Here is a 15,169-nt window from a genome sequence, read left to right on the forward strand (position 1 = left end):
AAAAGACCATGAGCAGGATTTTCGTCACCGGCGGTTCCGGCAGGCTTGGCCGCAGCGTTGTGGCCGGACTCGCCGAGGCGGGACACAAGGTGATCTCTGTGGACCGGGACGCTATCCCGACGGAGCAGTTGCCGCCCGGAGCCGAGCAATACACGGCAGACCTGTTGGCTCCAGGGGAGGCGGAGCGGCTGATCCGCGAAACAGCGCCCGACGCCGTCATCCACCTCGCTGCTATTGCCGTGCCTTTCAGCGCGCCCGAGGATATTATTTTCAGCACGAACACCCGGCTCGCCTACGCAGTGGTCAGCGCGGCCACCGACGCCGGTGTCCCCAAGATTGTGACGGCAAGCAGCCCCACCGCCCTGGGCTATGGCTCACCGGCGGGGTGGCTGCCGCCGTCGTTCCCCTTGAATGAGCAGACGCCGCCCAAGCCGTGGAACGCGTACGCGCTGTCCAAGCTGATTGCCGAGCAAACCGTGCAGATGTTCGCTGCCGCTCAGGGCAACAAGGTCAGGTACGCGGCATTCCGCCCGTGCTACGTCATTTCCCCCGAAGAGTGGGAAGGGGCGCTGACACAGCAAGGGCACACAGTCCGTGAGCGGCTTCAGGATCCGGCACTTTCCGCGCCTGCATTGTTCAACTATGTAGACGCGCGGGACGTAGCTGACTTCCTGGACGTGCTGCTGCACAAGATGGATGCCATCCCGAACGGCGAGGTGTTCTTCGTTGGTGCTAAGGATGCTTTGGCCACAGCACCTTTGGCTGGGCTGTTCCCGCGATTCCTGCCTGGTAGCGGACCCCTGACTGAAAACCTGACGGGTACCAGCCCGGCGTTTTCCATCGACAAGGCCCGGGAACTCCTGGGCTGGGAGCCGAAGAGAACCTGGCGCACCGAACTCACACCGCCTTTCGAGGGTGAAGACACAGCAGCAAGCGAACAAGCAGCACCCAAGCAAGCAGCACTCAACGACGAGATCCCCGCCGGCCTGGTTCCAGCGGGAGCAACCAAGGAGACACCATGAACTTCGACGGCGTACTGTTCTTCCCCGTCACTCCCTTCGCCGAAGACGGCACCGTGGACGTGGCGCTGCTCAAGGAGCACGTCACCTCCCGGCTTCCGTTCGGCCCGGGCGGTGTGTTCCCCGCGTGCGGCACGGGCGAATTCCACGCGCTCTCACTTGAGGAGATCCGCACCGTGGTGACTGCCGCCGTCGAGGCCGTCGCGGGAGCCGTGCCTGTAGTCTCCGGTGCCGGTGGACCTTTGGGTCACGCCATTGCTGCTGCGAAGGTGGCCGAGGAAGCCGGCGCGGACGCCCTCCTGGTGCTCCCGCCGTACCTGGTCACCGGTCCCACCGACGGCGTTGTGGCCTACGTCGAAGCCATTGCCGCCGCTAGCAGCCTTCCCGTCATTGTGTACCACCGCGGCACGGCCAAGTTCACTGCAGAGGCCATCACCCGACTCACGGCCAACCCGAAGGTGGTTGGCTTCAAGGACGGAATCGGCGACGTCGGCCTTGCCCAGGAAATTGTGTCTGCGATCAACGCCAGCGGCCGCACTGACTTTGCCCTGTTCAATGGCCTGCTAACGGCCGAACTGACCCAAGGCGCTTACCGCGGCCTCGGCATTCCCCTGTACTCCTCGGCTGCATTCGCCATGGCCCCGGAAATCGCCAAGGCCTACTACGACGCGTACGTGTCCGGAGACGAGGAGCGCCGCCACGCCTTGCTGGAAGGTTTCTACGCTCCGCTGGTCCGTCTCCGCGACCAGACTCCCGGCTTCGGGGTTTCCCTCATCAAGGCAGGGCTGCGCTTGGCCGGCCTTCCCGTGGGCCCGGTCCGTCCGCCCCTGGTTGACCCCTCCGAGGAACAACTACTGGAGCTCAAGTCCATTCTGGCCAAGGGCCACGAGCTGGCCAGCTGATGCCGGCCCGCATCACGGGCCTCACAACCCGGCTGATCACGGTTCCGCTGCTACGCAGCTGGGGTGCGGAGGCGCCCGAAAATCATGTGATCGTTACGGAACTGACCACGGACGACGGCGGCACCGGCCACGGTTTCACGTGGACACCCACCATCGGTCCCCAAGCGGTCAAGGCTCTCCTGGACCACGACATCGCACCGTTCATTCCGGGTTTGGAAGCCAACCCGGAAATTGTGTGGGACCAGGTTTGGAAGCGGCTGCACGAGGCCGGTGGGGGTGGCCTCACCACCATTGCCATGGCTGGCGTTGACCTGGCACTTTGGGACTTGAAAGCGCGGCAGGCAGGCATATCCGTCACGGGACTTCTTGGTCAGCGCCAGGAGTCCGTGGAGGTGTACGGCTCCGGCGTGAACCTGCACTACACACTGGATCAGCTCGTCGAGCAGGCCCAGCGATGGGTGGCCGCCGGGCATCAGGCCGTGAAGATCAAGGTGGGCAAGCCCGAGCTCCGGGAAGACGCCGAGCGCGTTGCCGCTGTCAGGCAGGTCATCGGACCGGACCGGCTTCTCATGATTGACGCCAACCAGCGATGGGACCTCGCCCACACCTTCCGTGCTTTGGATGTTTTGGGGGAGTACGGACTGGAATGGTTGGAAGAGCCCATCCGCGCTGACGACCTTTGGGCTTACCGGCGTCTGCGTAAGCAATCACCGGTGCCCATTGCCCTCGGTGAGAACGTCCACACCATCTACAGGTTCCGCGACTTCATTGAAGCCGAGGCGGTGGACATCATCCAGCCCAACATTGTCCGGGTGGGAGGCATTACCCCTTTCCGCAGGATCGTTGAGTTGGCCCGCGCCAACAGCATCAGGGTGGCACCCCACCTGCTCCCGGAACTCTCCGGGCAGCTGGCGCTCACCCTGGCCGACGCCGTGAGTGTTGAGGACGTGGAAGACGCCTCCTTCGAGCAACTAGGCATCCTGGCCGGGCCCTCGCCCGTAAGGATCAGCAACAGCACCGGAAGAAGCAGGCTCAGCAGCACAGGCCGTCCCGGGCTTGGCTTCGAATTCAGCGGACAGCCGGCACAGCTGCCCGCAACTGAGACCGCCGCCCCTGAGAGTAAAGGAAACCGCATTGAGTACAGCAACTCTTGACCTGACAGCCATTACGGCCGCAGCCACCGAGGCTGCAAAGGTCACCGCAGCAGCTTCCGACGCCGAACGCGCCGCCTGGCTGAACGCCGTCGCCGACGCCTTGGACGCCAACGTCACTGAACTGGTGGCGATCGCCGATTCCGAGACGAGCTTGGGCACTGTCCGGCTCACGGGCGAGGTAGCAAGGACCAGTGGACAGCTCCGGTTGTTCGCCAACGTGATCATCGAGGGCTCTTACCTTGAAGCGGTCATTGACCACGCTGACCCTGCCTCCACCCCGCCCAAGCCTGACTTGCGCCGCATCCTGCGTCCTATCGGTCCGGTAGCCGTGTTCTCGGCGTCGAACTTCCCGTTCGCTTTCTCCGTGGCCGGTGGCGACACCGCATCCGCGCTGGCAGTGGGCTGCCCGGTGATCGTCAAAGCTCACTCGGGACACCTCCGCTTGTCGGAGCGGACCGCCCAGATCGTCAGCGAAGCCTTGGCCAAGGCCGGAGCGCCCGAAGGGATCTTCGCCTTGGTCAGTGGCCGCGAGGCAGGTACAGCCCTGGTTCAGGACCCGGCCATCAAAGCCGTCGGGTTCACGGGCTCCATCCCTGGCGGACGCGCCTTGTTCGATCTCGCCGCGTCAAGGCCGGAGCCCATCCCGTTCTACGGGGAGCTCGGCAGCCTGAACCCCGTGGTCATCACGGCAGACGCGCTCGCGGAACGCGGACAGCAGCTCGCCGCCGGATTGGCCGGCTCATTCACCATGGGCGCCGGACAGTTCTGCACCAAGCCAGGCCTCGTGTTCATTCCGGCCGGCACGGATTTCGCCTCGCACCTGGCAGAGGCCAGCAAGGACAAGCCCACCGCTGCCATGCTCACAGAGCGCATCGCCGAGGCCTACCCGGATGGGCTGCGGAACGTCGCTGACCAGCCAGGCGTCGCCGTCGTCAGTGGAACGGTGCAGCAGGACAGCCTGGCTGATGGCGCTGCGCCCGTGGTGTTCTCCACGAGTGCCGCGAACGTCTTGGAACGCCCCGAGGAGTTGTTGGAGGAGTGCTTCGGCCCCACCACGCTGCTCATCGAGTACGCCAACCAGAAGGAACTGTCCGCGGCCCTGGCGAAGGTCCCGGGCAGTCTGACGGGCACCGTACACGCGCAGCCGGGCGAGGACGTTTCCGCGCTTGTGGAGCAACTCAGCGGTCTCGCCGGCAGGGTCCTCTTCGACGGCTGGCCCACCGGTGTTGCCGTGAATTGGGCGCAGCAGCATGGTGGCCCATACCCGGCCACGACGTCCTTGTTCACCTCGGTGGGCGCCACTGCGGTGCGCCGCTTCCAGCGTCCGATGGCTTACCAGGATGCTCCTGAGTCTGTCCTGCACCCGGCCTTGCACGACGCCAACCCGTTGGGAATCCCCCGGCGCGTGGACGGCGTGCTGACACTCAGCTAACGCCCCCAAAGCGCACCCAACTAGGTATCAGCAAACGTCGCAATGAGCCCTCATAGCGACGTTTGCTGTTACCTACTTGGGTAAGCACAGACGAAAGGGGCGGGGTCACCATCGCGGTGACCCCGCCCCTTCGCATGGGTTCGAGCTGGGCGAAGGCGCTACGGGCGGAGCGTCAGAGGACGACGGCGACAGTCCACTTCGGTGGTTGGCCAACGGCGGTCAGTGGTCAGGACGCGCAGGCCGGAATCCGTGAGCAGCATCGTGTCCTCGATCTTCACGCCCGGCCCCGACGGGTTCCATGTGAAGGGCTGGTTGAGCACCACCGTATCCGTGACGTCAGCGGTGACCCTGGGATCGCGGCCCGCATAGCCGGCTGGTCCCCCTTGGTGGTGAAGCGTCCACTGGTCCTCGCCGAAGCCGTGACGGGCGTAGGCCAGCTTGATCTCGGCGAAGATCTCATTGAGGCGGGCACCAGGGACCGTGGCCCGGAAAATGTCCGCCTCAACAGCGGCGATGCGAGCCTCGGCGTCGAGCTCTTGGGGAGTGCCGGCGTCGAACGCTACCCAACGGGTGACGTTGGCAACCAAACCGTTCCGGCGAGCGCACACTACGGCCATGGCACGGCGCCCGATGGGGGAATGTGTGGCGAGTGGATGGCGGAAGTGGCTGCGTGAAGCACCGTTGCAGAGCAGGACAAGCGGCTCGGCGCCCACGGCCACGATCCGCGCTGCCAGCTCGGAGACGAGCTGGAATTCCGTGGTTTCCGGTGTCACAGCCGTGAGGACATCCGTCATGGCGGCCGCGGCGTCGGCGGAGAGCTCGGCGTAACGGGCTGTCTCCGCGGGCAGGAGCTGCTGCCGGGCTGCGCGAAGTTCGGCCGTGACGGCTGCCTCCACCAGCGGGTTGCCATCAGCGGCCAAGTCCGCCGTGGCCGCATGCAACTGGCCGTGCCACGGAACCGCGTCCAGGCTGACGCCGTCCGGCAACTCCTCTGCAGCGATCCGTCCGGCCTCATTGTTGAACGTGACCAAATGGTCGCCTGAGCGGTCCACCAAGAGGGCCGCAATGGGGTCGCCGGCCAGGCTGATATGGACCCGGCTGCCGTCCAGGTACCAGGTAAGGGCCGTGTTGGTTGTGAGCAATAGCGAGTCGCGGCCCGCGGCGTCCAGAATGTCCAGCACCCGCTGGCGCTTTACTGCGCGGTCGGCAACGTTGCCGGGCGCAGTGACGGCAGTCGGAGCCGGCGTTATTTGAGTAGGCGTGGTCATGCCGATTCCCCCAAAGTAGTGATGAGTTGTTCGATGTCTTGTGTTGCCAAAAAACCGTCCGCAATGATCACTGTGACCGTTCGGTGGACAGGGTGGCCGGGTTCCGTTACCACTGGCGCATCCCACGCCAAGGACAGTCCGACGCCGGGATACCCCGAGTGCCGCACGAACCAAGGGTCAGGCGCCTGGGGCGCGGCAAGAAACACGAGTGTGGCCGGATGGCCCAGCCCCGGATCGCCGGTGACATGTGAGGCGCCGGCTGTTCCGGCGTCGAACGTTCCGGACCAAGCCAGCCACGGCGCTACGCTGCCGTGCACGGCGTCCTCGCCCCTCGAATCAGGAGTCCAGATGGTGGCATCGCCAACCTTCGGCAGCCGCCAGAAGAAGCCACCGTAACCGCCTTGCGGCCGCCCGTTTGAGCCGGGGCTGCCGAGCAGCACCGGACGCCCTGTGGCCGATTCCAACGTGAAGTCCAACGCGAGTTTCCACGCTGAATTCCCGACGGCGGCCCAGCGCCACTCCCGCTGTTCGCGGAGTACCGGTGATCCGTCGGGGCCGAGCCAGCTCAACTGTTCGCGCCGCTCTCCGTCAGCGTGCTCCGCGGCTTCAACCACGATCTGACCGTGGTCTTTCCGCCAGACGTATGCCCCGGCGTCGCGGGTGAAGGTGCGGCCGCCCCAGAAGTTGATGCCGTCCACATCCTGGAGGGCGACGCCTGCTCCGAGATGCCACACGTGGTCCTCGGGGATGTGATCGGTGACCACAGTGCCGGCGAGCGTCCGTACGGGGTGGAGGTAGGGTCGCGGCGACGAAGTAGGCCGGATATGGGTGCCGTCCTGCAAAGTAGCGACGGGAGTGCCGTCAACGTCGAGGGCGGGTCTGCCGGACAAAGTCCAAGGCGCGCCGAGCTCAGCGAACGTGGCCTGCCCGAAGGCTGCCCGGCGGATCAACGACTCAATGCCATGCACCACGGCGTGGGCGTCGTCGCCGGTGCCCTCCCAAGTGATGAAGTCCGAAGATATCTCCCGGGGTGCATCGGCCGTTCGGATGGCCTCCAGGACCGACACATAAGCGCCGGCCCCGGACAGCGGGCTGAGGAGATCCTGTTCGCTGCGGGCAGCCAGCAGGTTCTCCAGCAGGTCAGTCCGTCCGAACGTCTCGGTCCGGACACCCCGTGGAGAGGTGACCTCAAGGCGGTCCTCCGTATAGAAGAGCGTGAGTTGCCCCAACGTCCCGTGAATGGTGACCGACGGCGCGGACTGCACAGGAGCGCAGAGCGTTAAGGCGCAGGTCAGGACAGTACCGCCTGTCAACGCCGCGCCACCTGCCATCCGGACCCTCACCACGGAGGTGTCATCACTTTCGGTGTCGTTTGCCCGGTAAAGGTCGGTATCCACGGATTCAACGTCCGCCACTGTTCGGGCGCCAGCCAGCCGTAGCCCGGTAGCCACAGCGTGGGCCAAGGCGTTGGTGGCCACTCCGTCCATCACATCGGTCCCGTTGAGGCTGCGTTTTCCGGCCCACCGGGACCGTTTGAAGTACGCTTTGCTACGCAGCCACTGCCCCGTGGCGCTGATGCCGCGGACTTCGCCGATTTCACCGGATTCCACAAAGGTTGCGATCGCAGGCAGCGCCTCTGAACCCAGGCTCTGGAAACCTACCTGCACCAGGCGGCCCGCGCTCATGGCCGCGGCCATGACCTCCTGGTATTGCGCCATGGATGCCACCGGTGGCTTCTCCAAGTAGACGTGGGCCCCGGCTCGGAGAGCAGCGAGGGCAAGCGGTGCGTGCGTCTGGATAGGTGTGGAGACGATGACGACGTCAGGGGCGGTTCCTGCAGCAAGGAGCTCGTCAAGGGATGCGAAGACCGCGACGTCAGGACCGAGCGTTCCCTGTTCCGGGGGTTGCGGATCGGCCACAGCAACCAGTTCGAGGGCACGGTCAGCACCCAGGCGGGCAAGGTTTTCCAGGTGCCGTTCTCCGAAGCCGTGCACGCCCACGAGTGCGATGCGAGGGAGCCGGGCATTGCCCTCCGCTGTGGTGGCGGTGAGGGGTTGTGTCATTGGTATGTCCTAGTGGAATCAGGTGCGGGCGTACTGGTGGGTTGGCCGGGCTGCAGGTTTGCGGTAAGGAAGGACGCAGCCTCGTCCTGCATTGCCGGGGTGAAAACGTGCGGTTCCTGCCAGAAGCTCCCCGTATAACGGGCCGGCATGTTCTCCAAGAGATGATGATGGGCATCGCGCATTCCCTGTTCCGGGAAAAGCTGGTCAGCCAGCCCATATTGGACCAACACCGTGGCACTGGAGCGGACTGCCAGATCCGGCCAATCCCCCAGCTTTGCCAGCCCGGGAGTGTGTAGCAACCAAGAGTGTGCGTCAAGGTAGGAGGGCAGGAGCGAACGGAACGTGGTCATCATGCACGTCACCACGTAACTGCGGATCAGCGGGCTCAACGCACCGAGCACCATCGCCCGACCACCACCGCCGGAGAAACCCACGCAGCCAAGCCGTTCCATGTCCACGCCGGGAAGCGATGCGAGGATACCCAATGCCGCGAGATCGTCGTGCGCAACGGTCCCCGCAACACTGGTGCCGATCAGCGTTGCGGCCTTCGCCACGGTTTCCTCGTGGGCGGCAGCCGCTGCGTTGTATTGTTCCGCTGCGGAAGGTTCGACGCCGGCCTCCCGCCAGAGTGCGTTCCGGCCGCTGATGGTATTGGCGGTCCGCCAAGGAAGGGGGGCGAGCCCGAAGCGGCGGCTTCCCCACATGAAGGTGTCGTGGGCAAGGACGGCGAAGCCCTGTTGAGCCAACCACGTCGCAAGTGCCCGGCCGCCATAGAGCTTCGCCCTGATATCCAGCGGCGGCACCCCAAGCGACGCAGAATCGGGGGCACTTCCGGGCCTCTCGCCCGATACTGCGCCGCCGTCGGGGTTGTCGCCGTCGCGGTTGTTCAAACCCTCGCGTTTGTCCACATCGTCGGGCAGGGACACAAGCCGCTCAGCACCGTAGGCCTTGATCCCGCCGTGGCAGTGCAGGGCGAGCAACCCGGGCAGCGGGCCGGTCGCGCCGGCGGGCCTGACGAACCAAGCGGACGTCCTTGGCCCGAAACCCAACTGCCACTGCAGACGCGAGGTGATGACGCCGTCGTGCTCTGATTCGGAGAGCACCGCGTACTCGAGGTCTGGCGTTACGGCGGGCACGCCGAGTGTGTCAGCGAGTTGCCGGGCATCCTCGGAGCCAGCGGTGAGCCGGTGCCGGGCGACGTAGGCCGGCCAATTTTCGTAGCCAGCCAGTGCGCTGGGGCGGGCGGGGGATGCTGCCATGTCAACGGCGGTCATGGCAGGCGTAGTCAGTGGGAAACAATAGTGTCCTGCCTTATGGATGCGGAAGGGTGTGCGATAGCGCACGCCGGGTTTCTTCAGCGTGGAAAACATGTTCGTGCAGCTTTGCAAGAAAACGCTTTCTCAAAAATTAGCAAAAGGCTGTACATGGGTCAAGAAAACGTTTACTTTGGTACGGAGCCGCTGAACACCGGGACCTGCGCCTGGCGCTTCAAAGGGGCAGCGCCATAGCAATGGCCGCGTCCTGGACGGCAAGCACCAACCACACTTGTATTCCGTGGATGGCCACGATGACCAAAGGAGACCACATGGCCGCTGTACTACGCACGGGGACGCCGCAAGGCGTTCGCGCTCCGGCGAGGGGGAAGCAATGAGCGCTATAGGCGAACTCTCCACGATGACCCGGCGCAAGGGTCCCATGTCCAAAGAAGAGAAGAAGGCGAACGGCCGCGATAACAAAGCCGCCTACGTTTTCCTCCTTCCGTGGCTGATTGGCCTGGTCGCCATCACGGTGGGCCCTATGCTGATGTCGTTGTACCTGTCCTTCACGGACTACAACCTTCTGCAGCCACCGGAATGGGTGGGACTGGATAACTTCGTCCGCATGTTCGGCGATGCCCGCCTCCATAACTCGCTCCGCGTCACGTTCACGTACGTACTGGTGGGTGTGCCGCTCCAGCTGGGTGTGGCCCTGCTGATTGCCCTGGTCCTGGATAAGGGGCTGCGCGGACTGCCGTTCTACCGCTCCATTTTCTACTTGCCGTCCCTGCTGGGCGGATCGGTTGCAGTTGCCATCCTCTGGAAGCAGATTTTCGGCACCACCGGCCTGGTGAACCAGGTCCTGGCGATGGTTGGCATTGAGGGACCCGGTTGGATCTCGGACCCCAATACCGCCCTTGGTTCCATCATCCTGCTGCACGTCTGGACCTTCGGCAGCCCCATGATCATCTTCCTGGCCGGCCTTCGCCAGATTCCCGTGATGTACTACGAAGCCGCGAAGGTTGACGGCGCCACCACACTGCAACAGTTCTGGCGGATCACCCTCCCGATGTTGAGCCCCATCATCTTCTTCAACCTGGTGCTTCAGATCATCGGCTCGTTCCAGTCGTTCACGCAGGCGTTCATCGTCTCCGGCGGCAACGGCGGCCCGTCCGACTCCACCATGTTCTTCACCCTGTACCTGTACCAAAAGGGCTTCGGTCAATTTGATATGGGCTACGCCTCAGCGATGGCCTGGTTCCTGCTGGTCATCATCGGCGTCTTCACCGCCATCAACTTCATCGCTTCAAAGTATTGGGTGTTCTACGATGACTAAACTCCAGACCCTCCCCGCCGCCTCCGGTTCCTCCTCAGGGAAGGACGGAAAGAGCCCGCGACGCCGTGAATCTCCAGGCAGCCTGGCCTTCAGCCGCAGCGCCCGTATCAAGGGCCTGGTCAAGCATGCCATCCTGATCATCGTGGGCGGGGTGATGATCTACCCGCTGCTGTGGATGGTGGTTTCCTCCCTTCGCCCCAACGACCTCATCTTCCGCGAACCCGGCCTGTGGCTGGAGAGCCTGGAGATGAGCAACTACACCGATGGTTGGTCTGCCCTGACGCACCCGTTCGGGCACTACATGGTCAACTCGGCGATCGTGGTCCTCGGCTCGATCCTTGGCAACCTGATCTCCTGCTCCATGGCCGCCTACGCCTTTGCCCGCCTGCAGTTCAGTGGCAAGAAGATCTTCTTCGGCATCATGCTGCTGACCATCATGCTTCCATTCCACGTGGTGATCGTGCCCCAGTACATCCTGTTCTCGCAGATCGGCTGGGTGAACACGTTCTGGCCGCTCATCGTGCCCAAACTTCTTGCAACGGACGCGTTCTTCGTGTTCCTGATGGTCCAGTTCATTCGCGGCATTCCGAAAGACCTTGATGAGGCGGCCCGCATTGATGGTGCCGGCCACCCCAGGATCTTCCTCCGGGTGATACTGCCCCTGATGGTTCCGGCCCTGGCCACCACCACCATCTTCACGTTCATCTGGACTTGGAACGACTTCTTCGGCGCCCTGATTTACCTCACGGACCCGGACATGTTCACAGTTCCTGTTGCTCTTCGGGCGTTCGTTGACTCACAGTCGGCAACCAGTTGGGGATCGCTCTTCGCGATGTCTATTGTGTCCCTGCTCCCGGTGTTCCTGGTCTTCCTCTTCGGCCAGCGGTTCCTCATTAAGGGCATTGCAACCACCGGCATCAAATAGAACAAGTAAGACAAGTAGGGATCTTGTAATACAAGATTGTGACTTGTATCATCATCGCAACGGGAAAACGCTTTCTCAGTTCGTATCGAGATCAAAGAAGATCGGAGACAACAGTGCCGGTAAATCCAAAGGGTGAAGCAGTCGCCCCCGCAACTGCCTCAAAAGCCCGCGCATCAGTGCCGAAGGCCAAGCGCAAGCTTCGTGCCTCCGCTCTCGTTGCGGCCACAGCAGCCGCAGTCCTCGCCCTCACGGCGTGCGGCGGCGGAGCAGAACAAAAGAGTGCTGACGGCAAGGTGGAGCTCCGCTTTTCATGGTGGGGCGGGGACAAGCGCGCGCAGCTGACGCAGGAAGCAATTGCCGCCTTCGAGGCCGAGAATCCCAACATCAAGATCAAGCCCGAGTACGGCGACTGGAGTGGCTACTGGGACAAGCTGGCCACGCAGGTTGCAGCCAACGATGCTCCGGACATCATTCAGATGGACGAGAAGTACATCACCGAGTACTCCAGCCGCGGTGCGCTCCTGGACCTCTCCAAGCACGACATCGATACGTCCAAGCTGGACGAGGCAGCGTTGAACGCCGGCAAGGGCGAGGACGGGCTGACAGGCATAGCCGCGGGCATCAATGCCGCCACCATCCTCGCCAACCCGGCGGTCTTCCAGGCTGCGGGCGTCCCGCTTCCCGACGATAAGACCTGGACCTGGGAAGACTTCGAACGGATTGCAGCCGAGGTCACCGCCAAGTCCCCGAAGGGAACGTACGGCGCAGCTGCCTACGGCACGGATGAAGCTTCCCTTGGCGTGTGGCTGCGACAGAACGGCAAGTCGCTCTACACCAAGGACGGCAAGCTTGGTTTCGAGCCCACGGACATCAAGGGCTACTGGGAATTCCTTAAGCAGATGAGCGAAAACAAGGCGGTACCCACCGCCTCGGAAATCGTTGAAGCTGAAGCTGCGCCGCTGGATCAGAGCGGACTGGCCACGGGTAAGAACGGCATGGCGTTCTGGTGGTCAAACCAGCTTCCGGCACTTGAAAAGGCTGCCGGCGGTGAGCTGCAGATCCTCCGCTTCCCGTCCAAGACCGGCAAGGCCGAAGATGCCGGGCTCTGGTACAAGGCATCGCAGTTCTGGTCCGCTTCCTCCCGGACCAAGCACCCTGAAGAGACTGCAAAGTTCATCGACTTCCTCACCAACAACGTCAAGGCCGGCGAGATCCTCCTTGCTGACCGTGGCGTGTACCCGAACTCGGACGTCCGCGAGGCAATCGCTCCCAAGCTGGCCAAGGCAGACGTGAAGGTGGTGGACTTCATCGGCACCATCAAGGAAGAACTCGGGGAGGCTCCGGCAGCCCCGCCGAAGGGCGCAGGCGCCATCCAGGAAATCATCAAGCGCTACACCTCCGAGGTCATGTTCAACAGGCTCTCGGCGGAAGAAGCGGGCAAGAAAGCCGTGGACGAAATGAAGTCCGCGATCGGAGCCTAGCTCAGCAGGAAGTACAAGCCGCGTCCCGGGCGAATCATTCGTGATCCGCCCGGGCGCGGCTTTTTCGTGGCCTCACCATTTGGCGTGCCCGCCCAACTGGGTAGCAGATCATGCCGTTATGACGCGTCAGAACGACATGATCTGTTACTTACTTGGATCAGTCCTCCGCGATGACGGCCACAGCTCCGGCTGGTACGACGCCAGTGAAACGGGCGCCGCTCAGCAGTTCGTCGCCGTCGGCCTTCACGGTAACGTCTTCCCGGCCGTGGTTGATGGCGAACAGGAAGCTGCTTCCGTCAGCGGCGCGCCGCCGGACAAGTTCGACGCCGGAAGGCACCTCGGTCACGGCAGTCACGCCTGCTTCTTCCACGAGTCGGGCGGTGAGCGAGTCGATGCCATCGGCGTCGGGAAGCGTGGACAGGTACCAAGCTGAACCGGTGCCGACGGGGCGCCGGGTCAGGGCCGGGACGCCGTGGAGCGGGTAGCCGGTGAAGGTTGCGAGAACCTCCGTGCCCTCAGCTGCGTGTACGTGCTCGCTCCACACGGATCCTGCAGTTCCGGGTTCAAATACTGTTCCGTCGCTCAACGTGACCGACGTGCCGGGGAAGAGCGGGTGGAATTCCTCGCTTCGTACCCCCAATAGTTCGCGGAAGGCGCCCGGGTAGCCGCCAAGCCGCACGTGGTCCCGCTCGTCCACGATGCCACTGAAGTAGCTGATGAGCACCGTGGCACCGACCTCAGCCGCGGCAGCAATCGAGGTAGCCGCGGTGTCCGTCACGGAGTACAAAGTGCACACCAAAATGAGGTCATAGCCGGACAGATCAGACGACGGGTGCACGAAGTCCGCAGTGATCCCGCGCAGGTACAAGGAGCGGTGGAAGGCGCGCATGGCATCGAGGTATTTCAGCGAGTTGTTCGGGTGCGAATCCAACTCCGAGGCCCACCAGGCTTCGTAATCGAACACGATCGCAACGCGGGATTCCACACGGGAGCCCTTGACGGGTTCCAGTTTGGACAAAGCATCACCGAGATCCACCACGTTCCGCCACACCTGGGTGTCCCGTCCGCCGTGGGGAACCATGGCCGAGTGGAACTTCTCCGAGCCGGCCTTGCTTTGCCGCCACTGGAAGAACATGACGGCATCGGCGCCGCGGGCTACGTGGGTCAGCGAGTTGCGGAGCATTTCGCCGGGCATCTTGGGCTGGTTGTGCGGCTGCCAGTTGACCGCCGACGTCGAATGTTCCATGAGGATCCACGGCTCGCCGCCAGCCACCCCGCGCGTGAGGTCGGCGCTGAAAGCGAGCTCGATTTCGCGCTCCGGGTCCGCGGCCACGAGGTAGTGGTCGTTGGCGATCACGTCCATGTCCTTGGACCAATCGAAGTAGTCCAAGGCCTTGGTGGCGCTGGAGACCATGAAGTTGGTGGTCGCCGGGATGTTGGGCGTGACCTCGCGGATGACGGCCAGCAACTCGCGGTAGTAGTCGATGAAGACCCAGGAGTTGAAGCGCGCGAAGTCCAGCTGCTGCCCGGGATTGAGGGTGGTGGGCGCGGATCCCGGTGGGATGATCTCGTCGAAGGACGCGTAGTGCTGCGACCAAAACGCGGTTCCCCATGACTCGTTGAGGGCTTCGATGGAGCCGTATCGCCGTTCCAGCCATGCCCGGAAGGCGGCGGCGTCCTCCTTGCCGTGGAACTCACCAACGTGGCAGCCAAGCTCGTTGTCCACGTGCCAGAGAGCCAGGGCCGGGTGATTTTTGTATCGTTCGGCGAGCACGCGGGTCATGGCGGTGGCGTACCTGCGGTACACGGAAGACGACGGCGTGTAGTGGCGTCGTGAGCCCCGCTCCAGCCTGATTCCTTCCGCGGTGACGGGGAGAATCTCAGGGTACTTGCGGGCCAGCCAAGCAGGAGGAGAAGCAGTGGCTGTTGCCAAGGCCACCTTGATCCCGGCCCCGTGAAGGTTGTCCATGACATCGTCCAACCACCCAAAATCGTAGTTTCCTTCCGTGGGCTCCAGGAGGCCCCAGGAGAAAATGCCGACGCTCAGGAAGTTCACGCCGGCTTCCTTCATGAGCGCGATGTCCTCGAGCCGGATGTCTTCCGGCCACTGCTCAGGGTTGTAATCGCCGCCATAAGCAAGTCCGTCGATGCTGTTCCAGACGGATGGACTGATGGGGATTTCGGGGGAGGTCAAGGGGACTCCTTCGTCAGGTTGGCCGAGCTGGTACTCATGGTACGGAGTTATGACTGCAGTGTTTGGGTAAAAACATGTTCATTGGAAAACGCTTGCCCAGATTACCAATTAGAGATATTGTATCGATTCAGAACGAGTG

General features: G+C 63.5%; 11 protein-coding genes. 7 read left to right on the forward strand and 4 right to left on the reverse strand.

Annotated features, from left to right (window positions below):
* Positions 1-8: 8 nt before the first annotated feature.
* From M1D89_RS06345 to M1D89_RS06360, 4 genes are read left to right on the forward strand one after another with little or no spacing between them, the layout of a single operon-like run.
* Positions 9-1,022, forward strand: coding sequence for an NAD-dependent epimerase/dehydratase family protein (locus M1D89_RS06345; protein ID WP_498649027.1), 1,014 nt, complete (start codon positions 9-11; stop codon positions 1,020-1,022).
* Positions 1,019-1,921 (forward strand): 5-dehydro-4-deoxyglucarate dehydratase, encoded by a 903-nt coding sequence (locus M1D89_RS06350; RefSeq protein ID WP_498649028.1) that lies wholly within the window; start codon positions 1,019-1,021, stop codon positions 1,919-1,921. Before M1D89_RS06345 ends, M1D89_RS06350 begins: the two co-directional genes overlap by 4 nt.
* Entirely contained in the window at positions 1,921-3,075 is a 1,155-nt protein-coding gene (locus M1D89_RS06355) for a mandelate racemase/muconate lactonizing enzyme family protein (RefSeq protein ID WP_498649029.1), read from the forward strand. Before M1D89_RS06350 ends, M1D89_RS06355 begins: the two co-directional genes overlap by 1 nt.
* Entirely contained in the window at positions 3,056-4,507 is a 1,452-nt protein-coding gene (locus M1D89_RS06360; protein ID WP_498649031.1) for an aldehyde dehydrogenase (NADP(+)), read from the forward strand. The genes M1D89_RS06355 and M1D89_RS06360 overlap by 20 nt, the downstream gene beginning before the upstream one ends.
* Positions 4,508-4,665: 158 nt before the next feature.
* Here the strand turns inward: M1D89_RS06360 and M1D89_RS06365 are convergent, their stop codons facing one another.
* Genes M1D89_RS06365 through M1D89_RS06375 form a run of 3 tightly spaced genes read right to left on the reverse strand, consistent with a single transcriptional unit; the run spans position 4,666 to position 9,112 of the window.
* The gene (locus M1D89_RS06365) at positions 4,666-5,775 is read right to left on the reverse strand and encodes a M24 family metallopeptidase (RefSeq protein WP_498649034.1); all 1,110 of its coding nucleotides are present in this window, start codon (positions 5,773-5,775) and stop codon (positions 4,666-4,668) included.
* Positions 5,772-7,838: a DUF6807 family protein gene (locus tag M1D89_RS06370; protein WP_498649036.1), complete on the reverse strand. Its 2,067-nt coding sequence runs from the start codon at positions 7,836-7,838 to the stop codon at positions 5,772-5,774. Before M1D89_RS06370 ends, M1D89_RS06365 begins: the two co-directional genes overlap by 4 nt.
* The gene (locus M1D89_RS06375) at positions 7,835-9,112 is read right to left on the reverse strand and encodes an acetylesterase (protein WP_498649037.1); all 1,278 of its coding nucleotides are present in this window, start codon (positions 9,110-9,112) and stop codon (positions 7,835-7,837) included. The genes M1D89_RS06370 and M1D89_RS06375 overlap by 4 nt, the downstream gene beginning before the upstream one ends.
* Before the next feature lie 373 nt (positions 9,113-9,485).
* Between M1D89_RS06375 and M1D89_RS06380 the strand changes: the two genes are divergently transcribed.
* The 3 genes from M1D89_RS06380 (at position 9,486) to M1D89_RS06390 (ending at position 12,836) form a co-directional block, all read left to right on the forward strand.
* Positions 9,486-10,430 (forward strand): carbohydrate ABC transporter permease, encoded by a 945-nt coding sequence (locus M1D89_RS06380; RefSeq protein ID WP_402935147.1) that lies wholly within the window; start codon positions 9,486-9,488, stop codon positions 10,428-10,430.
* Positions 10,423-11,355 (forward strand): carbohydrate ABC transporter permease, encoded by a 933-nt coding sequence (locus M1D89_RS06385; protein ID WP_498649041.1) that lies wholly within the window; start codon positions 10,423-10,425, stop codon positions 11,353-11,355. Before M1D89_RS06380 ends, M1D89_RS06385 begins: the two co-directional genes overlap by 8 nt.
* A 113-nt stretch (positions 11,356-11,468) precedes the next feature.
* Positions 11,469-12,836, forward strand: coding sequence for an ABC transporter substrate-binding protein (locus M1D89_RS06390; protein ID WP_498649043.1), 1,368 nt, complete (start codon positions 11,469-11,471; stop codon positions 12,834-12,836).
* A 157-nt stretch (positions 12,837-12,993) separates the two neighbouring features.
* Here the strand turns inward: M1D89_RS06390 and M1D89_RS06395 are convergent, their stop codons facing one another.
* Positions 12,994-15,030: a beta-galactosidase gene (locus M1D89_RS06395; RefSeq protein ID WP_498649045.1), complete on the reverse strand. Its 2,037-nt coding sequence runs from the start codon at positions 15,028-15,030 to the stop codon at positions 12,994-12,996.
* Between the last annotated feature and the right edge of the window lie 139 nt (positions 15,031-15,169).

Source organism: Arthrobacter sp. D3-18 (assembly GCF_054408525.1).

Excerpts from the sequence above, each read along its gene's own strand:
- M1D89_RS06345 (WP_498649027.1), top strand. The coding sequence starts at position 9 with ATGAGCAGGATTTTCGTCACCGGCGGTTCCGGCAGGCTTGGCCGCAGC.
- M1D89_RS06350 (WP_498649028.1), top strand. The coding sequence starts at position 1,019 with ATGAACTTCGACGGCGTACTGTTCTTCCCCGTCACTCCCTTCGCCGAA.
- M1D89_RS06355 (WP_498649029.1), top strand. The coding sequence starts at position 1,921 with ATGCCGGCCCGCATCACGGGCCTCACAACCCGGCTGATCACGGTTCCG.
- M1D89_RS06365 (WP_498649034.1), bottom strand. The coding sequence starts at position 5,775 with ATGACCACGCCTACTCAAATAACGCCGGCTCCGACTGCCGTCACTGCG.
- M1D89_RS06370 (WP_498649036.1), bottom strand. The coding sequence starts at position 7,838 with ATGACACAACCCCTCACCGCCACCACAGCGGAGGGCAATGCCCGGCTC.
- M1D89_RS06375 (WP_498649037.1), bottom strand. The coding sequence starts at position 9,112 with ATGACCGCCGTTGACATGGCAGCATCCCCCGCCCGCCCCAGCGCACTG.
- M1D89_RS06380 (WP_402935147.1), top strand. The coding sequence starts at position 9,486 with ATGAGCGCTATAGGCGAACTCTCCACGATGACCCGGCGCAAGGGTCCC.
- M1D89_RS06385 (WP_498649041.1), top strand. The coding sequence starts at position 10,423 with ATGACTAAACTCCAGACCCTCCCCGCCGCCTCCGGTTCCTCCTCAGGG.